Raw genomic sequence first — 18,272 nt, 5'->3', positions numbered from 1 at the left:
TCAATGTTTCCCATACGCATGGTTAGCAGACAGTGAAGCGACCAGTTCGTTAACTCCAATTGTTAATTTACTGAATTTACTGTTATCTTTGCGGGTCATCACCACAAATACCCCAATATTTTGCTGTGGGATCATCGCCATATAGGTATTAAACCCACCGCCACCGCCGGTTTTTTGATAAATTCCCGGAGTGCCGTTTTTAGGCTTCATATACACCCACCCAAGACCGAGCCCATCAGCATGGCCTGCAACATCCATCCCTTTAATTTCTAAAAGCTTTTCGCGTGGAAAATAGATGCCTTGTTCACGGGCTGCTGTGACTTTTCTTAAGTTACTGTCTGTCGATAAAAATTGCTGCATCCATTTTTGCATATCTGCAGGGGTAGAATACACGCCACCACTTCCTGCTGCTGCGAGTGTGTTATGGCAAGGGCTTGGTTTTGTTCCTTCCATTAACCGTGCGCACTGCGCATTATTGGGGGTATAAGTGGTATTCGTCATTTTGGCGGGAGACGTCACATAGTGGTTAAATAATTGCGGGTAAGAGACTCCCGAAGCTTTAACCATCGCATCAGCCAATAAGTCATATGCTAAGTTGGAATAAGAAGCTTCTGTGCCTGGTGTTGCATCTAACTTACCTGTTTTTAGCCATGTCCAACGGTTATCTTGAGTTGGCCAAATAAAAACAGGGCGGCCCCATTTTCCACCGGGTTGTTCTCGAGGTAATCCACTGGTATGGCTCGCTAAATGATATAAGCGAATAGGCTGCCCGCTGGCATTATCAGGCACATTAACGCCGTGGTAGGCATACTGCTGTAACGGATCAGTAATTAACAGCTTCTTATCCTGTTCGAGCTTAATTAATATTTCGCTTGTCATTAATTTGGTAATTGATGCAATGCGAATTAATGAATTTGGACCGGGTTTTTTACCATTGCCAGGTGCGGTTTCACCATAATAGCGTGATAACGCCTGATTATTATCGATAACAATGATTGCCATGCCCCGTGCATTGCTTTCATTAAAAATGCGGTTAGCATACAAATCGACAATCTTAGCGACGCGCTCGTAAGTCCTTCTATCTCCCTCAAAAACCTGCCAATCTGAGGATTCAATATCATTACTTTGCAGAAACTTTGGTGCTTTTTCTGTCTTACTTGAGCACGCCATTAACACCAAAGACAATGCAGATACAGACAGAATTTTTAGAAATGATTTCTTCATGTTGGAAGCCAGCCGATATGATTGTTTGCAAATGACCTTTCAGCCAATATTATTTTTTCTTAGCGAAAATCTTCATTACGACACCAATTAAGATGCCAATAAAGATACCTGTTGCTATCCACCCAACAAAACCCATGATTAAACCTTAAATATTGACATTAGATTGCAGATAAACTAACAAAAATAATGACCTGCCGCCAGCCACAGAGCCTTGCGATAAGAAAAATAATTTGGGAGAAGTTAACATACTCATTAATAGATATATAAACAAAAGAAGCTTTCTTTGTGATTTTATCAGATCTAAGGAATATGCTTTTTTTTTAATCGAACAAACAGTATCTTCACGAATAAGTGTTGCCAGTAGACACAAGGCAAGTATAATGGCAGCGTTTTCCAAGAAACACATCACTTCGTGCCGGAGTGGCGGAATTGGTAGACGCAGTTGATTCAAAATCAACCGCCTTCGGGTGTGCCGGTTCGAGTCCGGCCTTCGGCACCATAAGAACATCAAGAGACGTCAACGGACGTCTTTTTTTGTATCTAAAATCCCAGTTTTACAAGGCTTTTCCCCACTTTTCAGTCTTCCCAAGTATACTAAGGTCAACCCACATCAAGTACCTACTGTTGGTATATGTGTTGGTATCTCTCGATTCGATAATAGTTTGTACCAACACAAGGAGATAAATCATGGCTCTTACTGATGCTAAAGTCAGGGCTGCCAAGCCTTTGGATAAATCGTATAAATTAACAGACGGTGATGGTATGCACTTGATGGTACATACCAACGGCTCAAAATATTGGCGTTTGCAGTATCGCTTTGGTGGTAAGCAAAAAATGTTGGCTCTGGGTGTTTATCCTGACATCTCGCTTGCAGAAGCCAGAGAGAAAAGAGATGCCGCCAGAAAGTTAATTGCTAATGGATTTGATCCAAGCGAAAAACGCAAAGAAGTGAAAGAAGAGCAACAAAAGGAATTTAATACATTCGAGAAAGTTGCTCGCGATTGGCACGCGACGAATAAGAAATGGTCAGAAGGCCATAGCCATCGAGTTCTTAAAAGCCTTGAGGACAACATCTTTGCTGCTATTGGTAAACGCAATATTGCCGAACTGAAAACTCGTGATCTACTTGAACCTATTAAAGCCGTAGAGATGTCTGGACGTCTTGAGGTGGCTGCACGTCTACAACAACGTGTGACAGCTATAATGCGTTATGCCGTACAAAGTGGTTTAATCGATTATAACCCAGCGCAAGATATGGCTGGTGCAGTTGCGACAGGTAAACGAGTTCACAGAGCGGCATTAGAACTTAAACGCCTGCCTGAGTTCTTACAACGTATCGATGATTATAAGGGAAGGCCTTTAACTAAACTTGCAGTCAAACTTACCTTGTTAGTCTTCATTCGTTCCAGTGAGCTGCGCTTTGCTCGTTGGGATGAAATCGATTTTGATAATGCAATGTGGACGATCCCCGCTGAACGTGAAGCGATAGAAGGGGTTAAACACTCCCAACGCGGATCAAAAATGCGTACACCTCATTTAGTTCCTTTAAGCCGACAAGCCATTGAGATCTTAAAACAGATCTACCAATTCAGCGGTAACCACGAACTGATCTTTATCGGTGATCATAATCCAAGAAAACCAATGAGTGAAAACACGGTAAACAATGCATTGCGTGTGATGGGCTATGACACTAAGACAGAAGTATGTGGACATGGTTTCAGAACTATGGCCTGTAGTTCGTTGATTGAGTCAGGGCTTTGGTCTAAGGATGCAGTAGAAAGGCAGATGAGCCACCAAGAGCGTAATTCAGTCAGGGCTGCTTATATTCACAAGGCTGAACATATCGAGGAACGGCGGCTGATGGTGCAATGGTGGGCGGATTATCTGGATGCGAATCGGGAACAGTGGGTTAGTCCGTTCGATTTTGCAGGAATTGAGATCTGAAATAAGTAAAAATAATATATTAACTGTGTGAGATTTTCTAGTTAAAATATAATATTCTCTATAAAGGCATCTGGTTATATTAATAAGTAGATGCTTTTTCATCTATTGGTATCAGTGAGTGGTGACTTAGTGTTTAGTTTTTTAAGTCAGATACCAAGGGAAATAATTTTTAGAAGTTTCATTATTTTTTGCATTTTTGTTCTGATTACATGACTCACAAAGTAATTGAATATTAGAAACATCATTGATTCCAAATTTAGCTAATGGAACAATATGGTCGTAATTAGATTTGTTGTATATATTGATTAATCCAGTAAGATCTTTTTTACATAGTACACATCTACCCTGATCCCGATGAAATACAGCTTTTTGTATCCACTTTGGGATAGTTGACCTTTTTAGATATCCTTTTTTTGTAGTGAAACTATCATTATGGTTGAGAGGATCAAAGTCATTTTCTCTGGCTTCAGCTACCATTTCATTATATAATCGCAGCACAAAACGATTTCCAAATAAAATATAAAAAACCTCTTTAATTGTTCTTTCTTTATATTCTTGAAATTCTAGGCTTTCATAGAAATTAATTAAAAAATTTTCTAATTCACTTACAGTACTTACAGGTAAAGATATATTTATTTTTTTTAGATATAGTAAAAAAGATTGTCGAATATTTTCGAAGGAAACAACTGAGTCATTAGTATTTGATCTAAAGCCTTCTGAGTGGTTTTTGAATTTACTCAGAAAGGTCTCAAGGTTATCAAAGCTAAAATTTTCGAAGTACACATTATCAATAATAAACTCAATAAAAAAATGAAAGTGTGAGTATTTCGGAAATCTTTCATTAAATATAATAGATCTTCCATCTCCATAATAATCATTTAATCCCCTGATATAATTAATTTGATTGCTAAGTACATTTTTTATAATATTACAGAAATAATATGACTCATGATGATCATGCTCTTCGGTGTATTTTTGCGAAAAATTCATATAGACCTCCAAGTGTAAATAATAAGAATGATAAGTACTAATTGTGTCATATCATTTGTAGCTTAAGCTCGCATAAAGTAGCTTTTATAAGTGCCTATAGAAGTAGCTGATTCCTGACTCATCTTTCTTATGTTTTACTAGGCGCTATCCTTGTTAATTGTGTACGTATCAAAAATTTTGGGGCATTTGGCTAGTGTAATCTCATCTTAGATTTCAGAGAAGCAAAGTATGGATCACACTAGAGTAATGACCTTTGTCTCAATAAGAGAGAAAAGATGTTCGTTAAGTTGCCTAGGGATGCTCTTACCAGAAATAAGTACTCCAGCTTCTATATTTTTTTCCATAGCATGTCCTGTAAGGTTTGCACTGGTGATAAAACATTCTCTACCATCGGCAACTGCAACTTTTGCGTGAACACATCCGCCATAATATTCATGATTTTTATCATGCCATACATACAGCCTCGCTGAAGGAACCTGCATTCTCATTTTTCCAATGGTATCAAAAGTTAAACTACCACCTTTGTCTTGAGATAGCTCAAGTAGAATAGAGATCATAACACCCCGTTCGCTTGCAGCATTTAAAGCTTTTACTATCGTTGAAACATCATATGCGACGAAGCAGATAATAAACAATGTGTGTTCAGCGCTATTAATGACTTGAAGCAAAGCCTGCTCAGTTCGACGTGTCGAAACAAATGGTGTTGTGGGGCCAGTCCATACTAACTCTGCAGATTCTTCCGAAGTAACTTTAGAATACACGTGGCTAGCAGTGAGTAGCATTGCTGCTAGCTCATTAGAGCTAACAGTAGTTTTTTTCCAGGCTATTGTGAGTTCTTTGACAACAGTCGATGCTATAGGGGTATTGACCACTCTAAACAGTGTGGCTATAGAATTATTTGTATCGGTGTGACTTACATGTTCAGCGATAGCTCTTATTTTTTCAGATGAGACTAGAGATATAAGCGCTGTAATAGCGTTCAGAAGGTCATCCATTTAATAAACCCTTGAAGAAAGCTGCATTATCATGCTCTAGAGTCGGTACAATCAGGGCTCTATCTAAATAACGATTCCCTTTCTCGCAAGAGGTTTCTGCAACTAAGCTACAGGCATGGCATGCGGCTCCATGTAGCGAACGATCCTTCTCTGGATCATGCTCGGAACATAATGGATCTGACGAGCAAATCCTTGAGCGATTCAGGGCTTGTTCAAGTAGCCGCCCAAGATTTTCTGGTTTGCCAAGCTCAACCAGTCCCCCTAAAGTCCCGTCTGAATCAGCAGCAGCGGTATAAATAAGGATACCCGCCTGAGGAATACCATTGGTTGTATTTGCATAGATACGCTCACGAATACTCGCGGCATTATATCCACATTCCAGAGCCAATTCTCGAATCAGTAAATGGGAAAGTGTATGCAACATAGCATAGCGAATACCAGGATAACCTTCTTCTGGATCCAAGTGACGAGCATTTCTCCAGCCTGTATGCCCACCGCGCAGTATTTTGTCCAATTGTTTTACAGCGTCCAAAGATTCCCATGCCACAAGAGCTTGTTCATTGAACTGCAGGAATATCCCTTCACCATGGACCTGATTAGCAGGTACCCAATCAGGTTTGCTCCGTGACAGGCTGGCCATTTGCGGCCGTTCATTGGGATCCTCTGATTCTTCAGGAGCTTCGACTCGGGTAAAACCAAGTAAAGCATTAACCTCACGTAACCGCTCTAAGAGTAAAACTCGCTCAATATATGGCGTAAAACGCGTCGGAGTACTGGCTTTTTTACTCATAAAATGAGGGTAATCTGCGGGGGGATTAGGTTCTATCAATACATCCCATTCAGGACCTTTAATATCAACCTCGCCGACAAACTTCTCACCATCATGTGAGCGATGAGCTTCAATTGCAGACCATATTTCCTCTACAGCATACTTTTCAATACCTTGAGCTTCACCACGTTTGTTGAGGATTTTTAGTATCCCTTTAAGTTCAGAAAGATCTTCTACATCAGAAAAATCATCCCAGTAATCAATGATTATCTGATGTAATGGAGTAACATTTGATAAAGGGATTGCAAGTGCTGACAGCTTTATAGGAAACCAGCTATTCGTGGCACCAAGTAGTACTGCACGTGGTTCTTCGTTACATTCAGTATCAAAGCAATCCAGATGGGGGTGACGTCCTCTACATGCAGGAAGATTTTCTTTACCGGCCTTACCAAATGCATGCGCCATACTTCTTGATGATTCACAAGAATCGCATTTTACCCACAGGTTTTCTGTCTGCAATGAAGCTCCACTTTCAAAGAATCGAAGTGTTCCTTTGCATGAACTATTTCCGCCATGAACAAAATAATGCCATGGGAAATCATCAAGATGGCCATCGCGGCAAGCTAAGAGAAAACGGGCTGGTACTGCATCAGCATCCCTAGCTGGTTGATCCCCGTTAGAACCCTTGCATTTTTTATGAACAAAGCGGGTTCGTTCAGGTCGATACCGATTTTCTTTTATTTCGAAAAGCCCGATATCGTAAGGTGAAAGCAATCCACATTTAACACACCGTAACCACCTAGGGAAAGGACGAACAGGCACCCCGATATTTGCCTCAGCAGACCACATATCTGTGACTTCACCTTTTTGATATGGGGGCATTCGCAAGCTTTCAATCTGCTCACCTAAGACTATTCGAACGGCAGCTAGTAGCCTAGTTTCCTGAATTGGCTGACAACGATTCTTTTCCCACCATTCGATCCCAAGTGTTACAACTGACAAGTTGGGTAAATCGATGAGAGCTCCAGAACCATATGTCCAAAGCAATTGGCTCGGGCGAACTTCACCAACGGGTGTCTTCTCATTAATGTTCATAATCACTCCTCATCCTTAGTTTTTGGGCGAGGCTTCCACTTGTGATCGTCCTCTACATAGCTGGTGTTCATTATAAGTCTCACTCCAGGTTCAACTTCTCGCATTGACATTGGAACTGTCCAGTTATCCCAAGGCTTCAGGCCTGGAGAAGCTATTAAACTGACGGTTTTATCTTTTTCAGATCCACGTTTTTCATATGCAAGAATCCTCCCGCCTATTGATGCTTTTTTTGCCCATTCGTCGGCACGTTCCTTCAATTCATTTTCTGCTAATTTTTTGCGAGAATTATCTTCAGCAACGTTACCTGCGCGATTCGTCAGAGCTTTAATTGCATTACGGATCTCAGCTTGATTAGACATATTCAATTTACCAGCCCCATCGTTTGGACTAAATTCGTTGTTTTCTAAACGAACAAGACTTAATAACGCACCTGTCAAACCACGGTCCATAGCTCGGGGTGAAAAAGGAGTAACTGATTGGGCCTCTACATGCTTATAGAAGGTGGCATGGTAATGTTCAAATGTTTCGTAGTGAGAAAGGTCTCTTGGACGAGCCCAGGTGAGTACTGTACAAACTAAACCAGGAAATGAACGCCCTACACGACTGGTAGCCTGGATATATTCGGCCGTTCCTTTAGGCTGACCATTTACTGCCATAAGACCAAGTCGGTTAACATCGACGCCGACAGACAACATATTAGTAGCAAGGACAATATCAATAGCCCGAGTATCCCCCTCCTGCCATTTAGTCACATACTTACCAGTAGTAGTATCAAATTCAGATTTAAACTTAACCTCTAAATTATCAAGATATTTAGGGATATCTTGACTGGATACTCGGGAAGTTAATTCACGAATATTACTTATACTACGTTGTGCCAATGCCGGTCTTTCCACCATGCTCATTCGCACCCGGTAAGAACGTGTTTGTACGTCATCCTCTGCAAGTCGCTTCATCCCACCTAATTCGCGTAGCGAGTTGAAATAACCAACCATTGTCATATAAGGATCAGCAGGCTCGCCAAAGTGGTTGAATAATTCCTGTGCTGCGGTCAGGAATGCAGTGTAAACACGAATCAGCATTGCGGGCCTTGAACTGCCAGGCGAGCATACCCCAAGATAACGACGTCCATACTTTTCTTTTATAGGTCGTTGTACTGAGAAAAAGTTATCCTCAACGTCTATCCCATGTGGTGGAAATACTGCCACTTGGCGCATAAAAACATTATTTACCTGTTCCTTAGCTTTACGGACTGTTGCAGTTGAAGCAATGATCTTTGGTCTGACCGACTTCCCGTCAAGATTCCAACTACATAATTCATCAACAGCAGTCTCATACAATCCAACCATAGTGCCCAAAGGTCCACTAATTAAGTGGAACTCATCCTGAATGATAAGGTCCGGTGGTCGTATTGGATTGATAACCTTAACTTTAGTTGAAGGTTGTCCTTTGGCTGCGGGATGATTTCCTGTGCAGCTAGCCCCCTGCCAGAGCAAACCATGTCGTTCGCATTCCAATCCTACACGGCCGAAAAGCGTTCTCACCTGGCCACGCCATGCCATCATGGCAAACTTATCTACAGTAGCAATCATCATTGTGGGAGGGCGATGATAGATCTCTTCATCCACTACTAATACTGGCAATCCTGGATGGGCTTGTTTACTTGATTTTCCTTTGGAAAAGTCACAACGCCCCTTTTTATCACCGCAAAAAACAAACGTCCTTCCCCCCAATTTATCCTTTTTAACTTCAACATCCTGTCCGGGGATAATTGATGAACCACACCATGGACAACTAGTTAATTGTGCCGGTGAGGCCGTTCCCGCATGGTTTTTTCCCGGATTACGGGCATCTTCAATAGCTTGATGACTCTCTTCAGTCGAACCAGGCGTTACTTTGTTGCCAACCCAAAGACCAATAGTAAATGGTTCTAATCCGAGAGACACGTCGCCATTATTGAGTGCTTCTCGCCGCAAAACTTCCATAGCACAAATTAAGGCTGTCGCACGCTGGAATTGTTGTAATGTTAGCAAGCGCAATGTATATCGCATTATTACCGCCAAGCCGCGCGAACTATCATACCCCCCCAAATTACCCTGCATGCGGCGTATGGCCATTGTAAAAGCCGCAACGCCTAAATAAGCTTCAGTTTTACCACCACCCGTGGGGAACCATAAAAGATCAGCATATGCATTTACAGGCTGCACACGATCGGAATGGTTTGGGTCTGCCAACGAAGGTATAGAGAGCAACAAGAATGCCAACTGAAAAGGACGCCAGCTACGATTCTTTTCAATATCAAATGATTCGATAGTCGTATCTTCACCACGGCGTTTAGCCAACGCGTATAAACTTCGTACTCGCTGCGTTGCCATTGCTTTGTTGGCGAAACGAAATGCTGCCAGCGCTTTTTCATTAAGCTTAAGTGTATCAATACCCTTTTGCAGGCGAGAATGGATCTCCTTACAACGATCCATTGCGATCTGAGATTGGGTTTCAAAACCTGTAATTTTAATACCTACACTGGCACGTTGTTCACTAATCCAATCCAGATAGTCCTTGGTTAGTACATTCAATGCATCGATCAGTGGTTCCACCTCCAAAGTGGCCAGTTTCTGCATGTCAAGTAAACCACTTTTGACCATTTCTTGCATCGCCGGACGATCTGATGGATCAAGGCCGGGGGTCTCTGTTCTCTGAACTTCATACTGTGGCATGACAGTTGTACGAATTTCAGTCGCAAGTTCAGTGTTTTCTGCAGGTTCAGCATGTACTGCAACACCATGCCCGACTGCAAATTCAACATGGTTACGGTAAATCATTTCCAGCGCTTCGCGTTCAGGATCCATACCGTCACAATCCAAAACTGGCTTGCGCCTAAAAATAGATCTTTCGACTGCGTCCTTCACTGGGCGAGCAATGATTTCTGGTTGGAATACCCATGCTGCATCTCGGTTGGTTTCTGGCTCTTTCTGAGTATTTACAAGAAATATAGTGACCAGACGATCACCATTTTCATTCTTGGGACGAATGGTGCCTTGTATTAGTACTTCAGGAGATGAACTATCTAAAGATTGAGGGGAAATAGCCCCCTCTACTAGTGATAATGTGATCTTCCCGCCACTAGGAAAACGCTGCCAGGCTTTGACTTTGGTCTGTTCTTCGACCCCAGTCTCCTTGTTCTTGCGGATTCGATAGATCTCATGGTCATTGCTACGCTCATAACGTCCCCAACGAACTTCTAGTTCTATTTGATCAATATCGCCATCGACACAAAAAGTCATTCCCAGACTACTTGGTACCAATGATTGGTTGCTGGCGGCATCAATTTCTTCCGGGACATCGGGTTCTCCCCGGCCAGACACTTTTGGAGAATGCACTTTTGTTGTCTGAGACTTAACTATTTGGTCACCAACATCATCATCAGCATTCTCTGGATCCACTGGAAACTCAGAGCTGCGCTTGGCGGCTTCACGTGGAGCAAGCTTGCCAACAAGATAGCGATCCCTTACGCCCATATCGACGATATGCTCATTAGGGCCAGCTGCCGGCCCGAGTAAATCATCCATAACTGCTAATTGCAGTAATTCGCGAATGTAAGTTTGGTCTTCGATCGTTGGTATTTCAGCAATGCTTGTATTTAGTGTATTTGGAAGCATTTCAATGAATTCTTTCCACTGAATTCTGCCAAAGCTTCCTTTTGCAGGCAGAGTAAGTGAAGTCATGCCAACGGGAATGAGTGGTTCAACCTGCAAAATTCGGTCGAAATATAAGGTGGTAGTTTCGAGATCAGAGCGAATGCGCAGAATACGTCCGATTCGCGTGATATGACCTGTAGTATCAAAGACGACGACCCAATCGCTATCAGCAATACCGTGCTTGAGAGCTTGTTCACTTTTTAGCTGTACTGTATGAAGGGCCAAAGTAGGATTTTTAGATTGGCCACGTTCAATAGCGAACCATGCATTAGGTGATACAGCTAGCTTATTGTTCTCTGTCATATAGACTCCTTACCCAAAACTACCTTGATGCAATTTTGATTATTAATAGGCTAGAGATCGTTAATCCCACCTTTCTGCCCTTCTTCATAACGAATTTTATTCAATGAGGCCAACCGATAGAGTAACTTTTCCCGTGCAGACTCACAAATCGTGTAACGAATATTCTTTCCTTCAGGAAGGTATGCAACCTCATGAAAATCATGATTTAAGTCTATATCATCAAAACCATACGCACGCAGCACAGCATGGTTTATACTCACCTGCAATTCACGTAATTTGCTGAGTGATGGTGAATATATCGCCGGATTATGGAATTCGTTGTAAAATTTGGTCATACCAACATTTTTATTCACCATATATTCCGCCCTTTCTTCGAAAAACTCTGCCCCAAGATTTGATAATATTTCATCATTTTTCTCACCTGGCAAAGGGAATGTTTCAAAGATATCTCCATGGGTATATCTAAGACGTTCATGCAACCGTGAACCATGCTCAAATGCCCATATTCCATGGATATCTGATGATAAACACGAAAATAATGAATAGCTGTCACTGGCAATTACACATAGTGTATTTGCATAAATATAAGTGTTTGGGACTAACGTGAAGCAGGGGTATTTTGTTGCGCCAGTGGCAAAAACAATTACACGATCAAGTGCTTTTTTGTTCTTGTCCCATCCTTTCGGATGTTTTTCAAAATAACCTCCTCGTCCAAGAAGATGAAAAAGTTCAGGCCGCGGCCGAAGAAATCGCCACCAAGCCTCCCTTGCTCTTTTATCTTTATCATTTTCTCTATTTTCTTTAACATGATCTATTACATAGTTAAAAGCACTTGTGAATTTAGAGCTAGTATCCATACTCCAGTCAAAAAAATTGATCACTTTCCGTGCGGGCAGGTGCCTTGGTGACTGATTGACTTCTTTACCAATCAAATAATCGAATACTACTTTGCAGGATTCATCATTTTCGTCCACCCATTTTTCATAGGTATCGTTATCTATCACAAATCCATCACCAAGCGTAATAACCCCTTGAAATACAAGACCACAACTGTCTTTTAACTTAACGGGTTGCCAGTTTTCCCGTTGTGTTAGCGCGGAACTAATTACAGGAACTTGTTGACCTGAGATATAAAAAGGAGCATTCCAATTTGATTTAGAAACAAAAACACTACTTGTGACTACATTTGCTTTTCCAGGCCATACTAGATTTGGGTTTGCCCTATATATCACCGAACCACAAAGAAGTATCGAATCAAGTCCAATTTCTCTAGTGTTCCCTTCTGATATCGTATTAACCGCTATCAATCCAAAGAAACCACTAGAGCAAAGTAAAGCATTGGCTTTAATAAAAAAGTACGCAACTAAGTCAGCAGAACCTCGCTTACCACATGCGATTGTATTTACCAAATATTCGCGATAACAATCGCCCATGGCACCTGTAATTTTTTGCCCGCCTAGGAATGGTGGATTTCCGACAATACAATCAAAACCACCATTAAGACTAAATACCTCCGGAAATTCTAACGGCCAATGGAAAGGTCTCCGAGAAGCTTTTCCTACAGATAGTTCAAAAGACAAAGCTGTAAGTGCTCTTTGTTTTATCAACTCAAGTTGTTCTGTATTGCCTTGTATGACATCTCTAACTTGAATGGAAAGATGAGCTAAAGCCTTTTCGAGAGCCGTACCATTGCCTTGCGCCATAAGGACTTCTCCGATATACGCATCTGCAATACATCTAGTTATTTTCAGCCTAACTTCTGCAAGCGAGTTCAATTCTCCCATTGATTCCACATCATGTATGTCGCGAATTGTCATTTTGCACAACTGCTGACGTAGCACAACTGCTTCATCTACCGCACGTTCAATTTCGTCGCTAAAAAAATGCTTTTGTCCTTGGGCTGTAGGATTCATCGAAAACTGGGTAAGCTGATCTATTCGTTCAATACCAAGTAAGCTGTCACCACACCGTAAATTGTGCTCAAGAAAACCAAATGGTCGATCTTTAGCGAGTGTTACCAACCAAATGGAAAGTTTAGCTAGCTCAACAGCCAATGGATTTAAGTCAACACCGTAAAGACAGCGTTCGGCAATTAACCGGCGAGCAATAACTATTCGAGCGTCTGTATCATGTGGTAGATATTCTTGAGTACTCGAAGTACCTAGAATGTAGCCATCAACACTGATTTTTTTTCCTGACTCTTCAGCTAAAATCCAAGATTCAACAAGGCGATCGGCCAGCCAACGGCAAGTCTGAACTAAAAAGGCTCCCGACCCCATTGCAGGATCACAAATCTTGAGAGTGAGTAGTTCAGAAGAGGATTTTAGTTGCCACTTTTCACGTGGAATACCCTCGGTTGGGCCAATATAAGTCAGTGGTGTTAGTGTTTCAGCGACAATCGCCTCGGTAAGTGACTTAGGTGTGTAATGAGTACCTGTTTCACGACGATTGGAACCACTAGTTACAATAAAAGATCCTGCTGGATAAACCAGCGGATAGCCCCAAGGATCTGTACGAAGCAAATGTACATAAGGTTTAATTCGATCACGTAATTTGGTATCCCCCTGACAGGTAATCAAGAGGCGTTCAATGAGACTATCATCAATTAGTTTGGATAGATCATTACGTATCTTACTGATCGAACTACCAGAACGTTCATGCAGTAGCTCAATCAGCTGCTCAGTACCGTCCATACTTACTGAATCTAGTTCAGCTAACGTAACCCAAGGCGATTGAGCTTTTTTGGTCGCATTCAGTTCTAACGTCACTTCAGCGGCACGTTTGACAGTACGTTCCAGTAAACCTTCATAGACATAGCCGATCTGCTCAACGTCTAATGCGCGGTAAGAAAGAGTACGCCCCTGAAATAGTTGAATAGATTCCAGTAATAGGAGAACCGTTCGATTATTTATTGGTAAGGGTACAGCTGTATCGATTTTCCAGTTTGAGCCTTTAGTTCTTCCTTCAAGAAAAGGAAAATGGTCAGGATCAAACAATGAACTCCCTAACGCCGGTAGGCGCAGATCTTCATGCTCCACCCCGCCATAAACCGCACGGAAGGTAGAAAGCAATCGTGTCCAGGCATCCCAACGTCGCTCAAGGAGCTCTGAAGGTTCTTGCCGTAGTTGCATACGCAAAGTGGAAATTGCGTAATTAGACTCATAGCATTCGTCACCTAAGAGCAGTAGGCCCTGTTCCTCAGCTGAGAGCAGGAATACCAATCGCATCATCACTGCCAACGCAGCTTCATAGAGCTCTGTTTCATTGACATCGTGCAATAATTCACGATTTCGATCCTGATCGGCTTTGTCCAGCGACTGAATTAACACTTCTACAGCACGGCAAACTTGTTCACCTAAAGCGTCAGTCACTTCATCCTGGTACTTCAACGAAGCATCAAACAATGCAGGTAGTTGCTCAGACTCATCAACGAAGAAACGGCGGACTCCTAGTAAATGCACGAATGCTTGCAGTGTGATTGGCTCTTGACTCCAAAGACGTGCGTACCAGCTTGAGAAAGACGTTACAGCACCCACTGGTGCATCTACTAACATCCAGCATTCGCCGTTGGTTAGTAATCCGAGACGGCAACCAAGTGAGCGACATAACTGAACCATACGATCTGCCGGGGTGGTTATCCATCCCTCATGTTTTACTGTTGATTCTAGTTCTACATTTGGTTTATAGGTATGTATTAGTAACAATGGCTTGTTATCTTGCTGTTCATCAACAACTGCCAAATCGGGATATTCAACCACTCCCTGATCTGGCAATACTGATTTCAAGTGGCTTCTACACCACTCTTCACGTTTCAGCACATCACCTTTACCATCATCATCATATTCCAACACTCGTGACAGCACTTCGTCTATCCATGCAGAGTGCAAATCTTCTAGCTGAGGATCTTCCAGTTCTAATGCCTCCCGCCATTCGTCATAGGCTTGACGCAGCCGTCTACGCTTGAAGCTACTAAGCTCCTCTAGTCCCTGAGGAAATGTATGCGTTAGTACCGGGATAGCGAGAAAAGGTCCCGAAATATCTACCAGAGAAAGCCATTCGGCGTGAGTGTTAGTTAAACTCATGCTGCACCTCCTTGAATAGTAGATTCTGGGACGAGAAAAATGACGGCGACAGGGAATGTGCGATCATCAATGTTGGTATAGCGAAGTTCAATTGTTTGTACTTCCTGTTCACGCTCAGCGGGAATGCGAGCGAGACGGGCTTCCAGCGCTGCATTATCACGCTTGACTTGAGCGCGTTCATCTTCTGAAAACAATGAAAACTGCATAGGTTGTTGATCTTTAGCTAACTCAGTTTTGATAGTAATTTCAAGTTCATTCAGTATTTTATTGATATCAGACAATTCACGCTCTTTACGGGTCTCAAGGGTATTAGTCAGATATTGCAGGCGATCTTTTGATCTAGCTTCAACGGACTGGAGAATACTGTTTTGTGCTCGCTCAAAACGCATGCGAAAGGCATCCAAAAGCGAAAATTCAGTAGTCACAGGTTTCGCCTGCTCAAACCATTGCTGTAGTTTATTAACACCATCCTCGCGCCTAAAGTTTTTGTCGCCAAGATAGCCACCAGCTATTGTCAATTCTTCATGAAGTCGATGGTGATTACCTCCAGTAATCACCAATCGTGAAACAACAGCGACCGCAGGGCTTTCAAGTAACATGTCTGGTACTGAGCGCACCGTAACTCGATGTAATTTTTTAATATCATCGCGCGCCCATATTTCTGCTCGTAATAGACGTAGACACATCTGCACTAACAGGTGATTTAAATGGACGAGTACGACATCATCACGTCCTTTCGCCACGCTGTGATCAAAAGTGACAGGACGAATCTCCTGTGTATGGGGATGACGAAGTCCTTCAAGACAACGTGCCCATGTACCTGAGAGAGCAGGTATCCTGAATACAGAACCTGAAGGCGCATCGTGTAATTCAAAAGGTTCAAGAGTTGTACGACCGGCTAACATGAGAGCTGTATTGACGGCTATTTGTATATGCTCAGGTGTGAGATGAAGCTCCTGTCTGGCTGAAAGAAGTCGTTCATGTAGTTTCGCAATTCTCTCTTTTAGTTCGCGCTCAACACTGATAAAACGTTTCGTCTTTGCAATTCTGGCTTCAGCCAGACGTGTATCAAAATCTTTGATAGAGCCTTCAATCAGTCCTGACATTTGAGGTGCGATGACTGGATTGACACTACCCATGTCAGCCCGCATTGATTCAAGTTTGCGTAATGCTCGTAGGATATCGTCACCGTGCCCACCGATACGAGCATTCACCTTATCCACACCATCAACTGGGTGCCAAATTACAACTTCTTTTTGGCGTTGTCCGTGGCGGTCTATACGACCATTACGTTGTTCCATTACATTGGGGTTATATGGAATTTCTAAATGGATAAGGTAGTTACAATAGTTTTGCAAGTCGATACCTTCTGAGGCGGCATCAGTTGCGAGGAGTATGCGAACAGCAGAAGCCTTTGGTGATGTCTGGAAAGCGGCTTTAACTTTTTCTCGTTCTTCTTGCGGCATGCTGCCATGTAAAACAGCTAAGCGCTCACCAGCAAGTCCGTGGCTGGCCAGAATCTCATGCATCCATTGATGTGTCGTTCGATATTCAGTAAACAGAATTACCCGGTACTCATTCCACTGATTATTTGTTTTAAGATTCGTATTAATCCAATCAAGTATTGCCCTGGCTTTAGAGTCTACCTGATTCTTAGCTACTTGCGCCCATTGACGCAATACATCAAGTATTTGTTTCTGTTCATTCGTCAGCGGTTGGGTGTAATGTGTTGCTTCTTCCACCGCTTCAGATTGGGCGTTCTCTATCTCTTGATCGTCGGCGTAATCTTCTTCTAGACGAAGGATTGCTTTATGAAGGATACGATCAGCCATGGCATTTTTATCATTAGGCCGTTTGCCATGCGTCAAAGTTGATATGTGCCTTTCAAGAGTAGATGCAAAGGCTGCTGGTGAAGAAAAAAGTCTTTTTTTAAGCAGCTGGTTGACAAAGGTCGTCCCAAAAGTATTGCTGGCTTTCTCTGCTCCTTGCTCCCGGCTATGGCAATATTCATCAAGTTTTTTGTGGATAGAACGCTCTTGAGCCGAATATTCGACGGATAAGGCTTTAAGCTTACGTTGAGCGTAAAGTGGATTGCCCGCTGAATCGACCAGATCACTTTTGAGGCGACGTATCATCACCTGATTCAACAACTTCTCATCTGGAAGTACATTTCTGGCAAAACGTTGATCATCCAGCAGCTCAAGCAACGAAGTGAAAGACTCGGTATAGCCATTATGCGGAGTCGCTGTCAAAAACAAACGGTGTTGGAAGTGTGGGCTTATTGAACGAATAAACCTAGTACGCTGGCTTTCCATTGCATAGTTAGCTCTACCCACTGGAGCTATATTGTGCGCCTCATCAATGACGAGCATGTCAAACTTTCGTGGATAACTAGGCTTTAAGGGAAGGACGTCACGCATAGAACGCAAACCTTCCCCACTTTTGGCCCAATCCATTGAAGTGATTAACCGTGGATGCGATGTCCACGGATTGGCGTGAATGCCACGTTCTCGTCTTAATCGCTTAATATAAGCAGTGTCGACGATTTGAAATTCAAGACCGAATTTTTCTAACATCTCAACACGCCACTTCTCTTGCAGCGACGCAGGGCAAACAATCAAAACTGTGCGAGCTCGATGCCGAAGTAACATTTCCTGGATGATTAGCCCAGCTTCAATGGTCTTACCAAGTCCAACATCATCGGCGATAAGCAGGTTGACACGGGCCATATCAATTGCACGCACCAACGGATCAAGCTGGAAGTCTTCAATGCTAACGCCACTACGAAAAGGTGCTTGTAAGAAGTTACGATGGTCAGCTTTAGTGACAGCTCCCCAACGCACTGCATCAAGAAAAGCCTCAAGAGTGTCAGAGTCATCCAGGCCAGTAATCGAAGGTAAACCAGCTCGTTCAATTACTTGAGCGCCAGGTTCAATTTCCCAGATAACCTCAAGTAATTCTCCTAAACCATCTTCATCAATAGATGAAAGAGTTATGAGATGCTGCTGAGACGAAGGCGGTGGTAACTGGGAAGATGAAACCTCAACAACGATCCATTGGCGTCGACGAACTTCAACAAGTTGCCCTAGCTCTGGAATAATTTGTTGAGGATGATTTGTTTGATTCGAAATATCCATAAAATGTTCAGATTCCGGTTCAGTGCGCCCAGAGG

General features: G+C 42.6%; 8 protein-coding genes and 1 tRNA gene. 2 read left to right on the top strand and 7 right to left on the bottom strand.

Annotation, left to right across the window (positions count from 1 at the left end; translation table 11 throughout):
• Positions 1-1,224, bottom strand: coding sequence for a D-alanyl-D-alanine-carboxypeptidase/endopeptidase AmpH (gene ampH, locus P3L44_RS18625; RefSeq protein WP_094961627.1), 1,224 nt, complete (start codon positions 1,222-1,224; stop codon positions 1-3).
• Between the two features lie 414 nt (positions 1,225-1,638).
• On the opposite strand from ampH, the gene P3L44_RS18620 reads away from it, so the two are divergent.
• Positions 1,639-1,723, top strand: a tRNA-Leu gene (locus tag P3L44_RS18620).
• A gap of 188 nt (positions 1,724-1,911) precedes the next feature.
• A complete protein-coding gene (locus tag P3L44_RS18615) occupies positions 1,912-3,168 on the top strand; it encodes a tyrosine-type recombinase/integrase (protein WP_272662135.1) in 1,257 nt (418 codons plus the stop codon).
• Between the two features lie 141 nt (positions 3,169-3,309).
• Here P3L44_RS18615 and P3L44_RS18610 read toward each other — a convergent pair whose 3' ends face one another.
• The 6 genes from P3L44_RS18610 to drmD all read right to left on the bottom strand — a co-directional run bounded on the left by P3L44_RS18610 (position 3,310) and on the right by drmD (position 18,237).
• A complete protein-coding gene (locus tag P3L44_RS18610; RefSeq protein ID WP_272662134.1) occupies positions 3,310-4,158 on the bottom strand; it encodes an HNH endonuclease in 849 nt (282 codons plus the stop codon).
• Positions 4,159-4,391: 233 nt separating this feature from the next.
• Positions 4,392-5,153, bottom strand: coding sequence for a DISARM system phospholipase D-like protein DrmC (drmC, locus tag P3L44_RS18605; protein ID WP_272662133.1), 762 nt, complete (start codon positions 5,151-5,153; stop codon positions 4,392-4,394).
• Positions 5,146-7,017 (bottom strand): DUF1998 domain-containing protein, encoded by a 1,872-nt coding sequence (drmB, locus tag P3L44_RS18600; RefSeq protein ID WP_272662132.1) that lies wholly within the window; start codon positions 7,015-7,017, stop codon positions 5,146-5,148. Before drmB ends, drmC begins: the two co-directional genes overlap by 8 nt.
• Positions 7,018-7,019: 2 nt before the next feature.
• Entirely contained in the window at positions 7,020-11,018 is a 3,999-nt protein-coding gene (gene drmA / locus P3L44_RS18595) for a DISARM system helicase DrmA (RefSeq protein ID WP_272662131.1), read from the bottom strand.
• Between the two features lie 50 nt (positions 11,019-11,068).
• The gene (locus tag P3L44_RS18590) at positions 11,069-15,100 is read right to left on the bottom strand and encodes an Eco57I restriction-modification methylase domain-containing protein (RefSeq protein ID WP_272662130.1); all 4,032 of its coding nucleotides are present in this window, start codon (positions 15,098-15,100) and stop codon (positions 11,069-11,071) included.
• Positions 15,097-18,237, bottom strand: a complete 3,141-nt coding sequence (drmD, locus tag P3L44_RS18585) for a DISARM system SNF2-like helicase DrmD (RefSeq protein WP_272662129.1) — start codon at positions 18,235-18,237, stop codon at positions 15,097-15,099. The genes P3L44_RS18590 and drmD overlap by 4 nt, the downstream gene beginning before the upstream one ends.
• Between the last annotated feature and the right edge of the window lie 35 nt (positions 18,238-18,272).

Source organism: Providencia sp. PROV175 (assembly GCF_032707045.1).
Lineage (GTDB): Bacteria > Pseudomonadota > Gammaproteobacteria > Enterobacterales > Enterobacteriaceae > Providencia > Providencia hangzhouensis.
This window is presented reverse-complemented; position numbering and strand designations above follow the sequence as displayed.

Excerpts from the sequence above, each read along its gene's own strand:
- ampH (WP_094961627.1), bottom strand. The coding sequence starts at position 1,224 with ATGAAGAAATCATTTCTAAAAATTCTGTCTGTATCTGCATTGTCTTTG.
- P3L44_RS18615 (WP_272662135.1), top strand. The coding sequence starts at position 1,912 with ATGGCTCTTACTGATGCTAAAGTCAGGGCTGCCAAGCCTTTGGATAAA.
- P3L44_RS18610 (WP_272662134.1), bottom strand. The coding sequence starts at position 4,158 with ATGAATTTTTCGCAAAAATACACCGAAGAGCATGATCATCATGAGTCA.
- drmC (WP_272662133.1), bottom strand. The coding sequence starts at position 5,153 with ATGGATGACCTTCTGAACGCTATTACAGCGCTTATATCTCTAGTCTCA.
- drmB (WP_272662132.1), bottom strand. The coding sequence starts at position 7,017 with ATGAACATTAATGAGAAGACACCCGTTGGTGAAGTTCGCCCGAGCCAA.
- drmA (WP_272662131.1), bottom strand. The coding sequence starts at position 11,018 with ATGACAGAGAACAATAAGCTAGCTGTATCACCTAATGCATGGTTCGCT.
- P3L44_RS18590 (WP_272662130.1), bottom strand. The coding sequence starts at position 15,100 with ATGAGTTTAACTAACACTCACGCCGAATGGCTTTCTCTGGTAGATATT.
- drmD (WP_272662129.1), bottom strand. The coding sequence starts at position 18,237 with ATGGATATTTCGAATCAAACAAATCATCCTCAACAAATTATTCCAGAG.